The 2,712-nt window shown below is 44.2% G+C and carries 1 protein-coding gene and 1 tRNA gene; both read left to right on the top strand.

Annotation, left to right across the window (positions count from 1 at the left end):
* Positions 1-60 precede the first annotated feature (60 nt).
* A tRNA-Glu gene (locus ACUVJL_RS01410) sits at positions 61-133 on the top strand.
* 330 nt (positions 134-463) lie between these two features.
* A complete protein-coding gene (locus ACUVJL_RS01405; RefSeq protein WP_445244214.1) occupies positions 464-1,786 on the top strand; it encodes a GUN4 domain-containing protein in 1,323 nt (440 codons plus the stop codon).
* Positions 1,787-2,712 lie beyond the last annotated feature (926 nt).

Raw genomic sequence — 2,712 nt, 5'->3', positions numbered from 1 at the left:
GACAGATTGGGAAAGATTAGTTAAGGTAATAAAGGTGCGGAACACAAGCAAACGCAACGCGCCCCCATCGTCTAGAGGCCTAGGACACATCCCTTTCACGGATGCGACGGGGATTCGAATTCCCCTGGGGGTATTGAAAATTTAAGTCTGATATTAAAGTGATATCTAGTGTGTGGGGTGGGCATATTGTCCGCCCCTATTGCTATTAGGACTTACGGGTGGTCAGAAACCGGGTTTTTTTGCGAGAATACTGCCTCAGGGCCAGTAGAAAAGTCAAAAAACCCGGTTTCTTTGGTTTACGGGTGGTCAGAAACCGGGTTTTTGGCGAGAATACTTGGTGACAGCCCGCAGCAACGGCAAAAACCCGGTTTCTTTGGTTTGGTTTCTTTGGTTTTGATGCGTAAGTCCCCTTATTAAATCAATTATCATAATTAGTAATTAAAGAGAATTTAAGCAACCTGCTATGCTGTGGACGCCCGGACAAATCCTCAAAACTCGCCCTTTCCGCATCGAAAGTATCCTCGGACAAGGAGGATTTGGCCTTACCTACAAAGCAACACACTTGCGACTAAACCATCAAGTTGTACTCAAAACGCCGAATGCGGGTTTGCAAAATGACCCGGAATACGTCAAGTTTGTCCGCAGATTTATCAAAGAGGGGCAAACTTTAGCAAAACTCTCTCACAACCCTGGAATTGTCCGCGTCAGCGATTTGTTTGAGGAAAATGACATTCATTGTCTGGTAATGGATTTAGTAGTCGGGCAAAGTTTATTTGATTCCGTACAGCAACATGGCCCACTCCCGGATACAGAAGCAGTGGCTATTATCCGCCAAATTGGAGAAGCATTAATTGATGTTCACCAGGCCGGAATTGTCCATCGTGATGCCCATCCGGGTAATATTATGTTGCGTCCCAATGGGCAAGCAGTGTTAATTGATTTTGGGATTGCTTGCGAATTAGTGCCGATGGTTCCTACTAGCAAACATTTTGCCCACCGTGATTTTGCCCCTTGGGAACAGCAAATGGAAGGCAGTGGTCAACCAACGGTTGATATTTATGCTTTAGCTGCATCTTTATATTATGCGGTAACTGGACAAACGCCAACGCCTTCCGTCAAGCGACATTTTCAAAATGCAGCGTTGCCACCTGCTAAGGATTTTGGGGTGGAGGATTGGGTGAACTTAGCAATAGAAAAGGGGATGGAATCCGATCCGCAAAAGCGGCCGCAGTCGATGCAAGATTGGTTGGATTATCTGCAGGAACCGCAAACGATTCCAAGTGTCTCGCTACAGCTTCAATCAGCGCAAGGTGTTGACTATACTCGTCTACGGGATTTATTGGCAGCGGGGAAGTGGAGAGAGGCCGATCAGGAAACAAACTGTGTCATTCTGAAAGCCGCGAGACGGGAGGTGGACGGTTGGTTAGATAGTGAGTCCATCAAGAGTTTTCCTTGCGATGATTTACGGACGATCGAGCAGTTGTGGGTAAAATATAGTCAGGGTCGCTTTGGCTTTAGCGTCCAGCAAAAAATCTGGTTAGAAGTCGGTGGAAAAGATGATTATGACTATAAGACTGAATGCAAGTGGGCAGAGCGCGTCGGTTGGCAAAAAGGAGGCAGGTGGTTGGAGTATGACGACCTAACCTTTAATAATCAGCAAGCACCGAGGGGCCACCTCCCTGTGAGTGTAGGTGGGTTGGAAACGGAGGGTTGTTGGAGTGGGAGCGTGGAGGCATGGTATGATGTGCCTTATTGGGCTAATAAAGCTGTAAGCTGTAATCTCTAGCGATTTCAGCTTTTTGTCAAGTGTTTTTTAGAACCTTTTTTACGAAATTTAGGGTTAGTTAGCCAACGGTAATGCACTAATGCAGAATATGAACGTTGGGCAGCATTAAATAAGCTAAAAATCCAGGATACAGCCTGAACTAAATTCGTCTTTATTTAGATAAAACTCCCGCCGCCAAAAACTATTACAAGCTTTACAAAGTGGTGGTGTGGATATCATTACAGTTGCCGAAACAGGGATGTTATCTCGGAGTGATGAAAAGTAACTGAGTGGGGCTTTTGTTAATCACAAGGTAATTTATAGTTTCAAAATTAGAGATTTTTAGATAATCCCTACTAATTCGCTAGAAATAGGTAATTGTCATTGAGGAATTATTTTAGGATAGGAAAATTATGCTTTGGGAGAACAAGTGCGCCGCCTGTTGAGGCTCATTTCTGCCTGGAGAACCGCGATCTATGCCAAGTCTATCAAAACGTGCTTTAACGTCATCTTCGTACTGTGGGAAGGAACCTAAATCTGCAACATTAAAATACTTTAAGCACATTCCTGCACTCGTAAAACTGCAGGTGCGCCAAGGTTGAGTCTAGTTATCTTCTTGACTGAAATACGGAACGTTATGATTAATAGCCATAATTTACCTCCAGTAAGTACAGCTTTTTTTAAAAGCTGGTTATTAAATTGATAATCCACTCCCGATCGCTCTGTCGGTGAGAAAAAGTGAGTTACTTTTGTAAAGTTTTTATACGGTTTCCTGAAACGCTAGTGGCAAGCGGGTGAAGAAGCCAGTAAACTTAAAATAATAAGTCAAGGTAGTGGCGATGAGAGGACAAGAAGCGCTGACAATAGTCGATCGGCTTTTACAAGGTGCTAACTACGGACAAAAACTTAACGATCTGCAATCTGCTGTATTTCTGGAAACTTGGGCG

It is taken from the genome of Microcoleus sp. OTE_8_concoct_300 (genome assembly GCF_031383065.1).
GTDB lineage: Bacteria > Cyanobacteriota > Cyanobacteriia > Cyanobacteriales > Microcoleaceae > Microcoleus.
This window is presented reverse-complemented; position numbering and strand designations above follow the sequence as displayed.

Bases quoted from the DNA above. Each gene is read 5' to 3' on its own strand.
- ACUVJL_RS01405 (WP_445244214.1), top strand. From the start codon at position 464: ATGCTGTGGACGCCCGGACAAATCCTCAAAACTCGCCCTTTCCGCATC.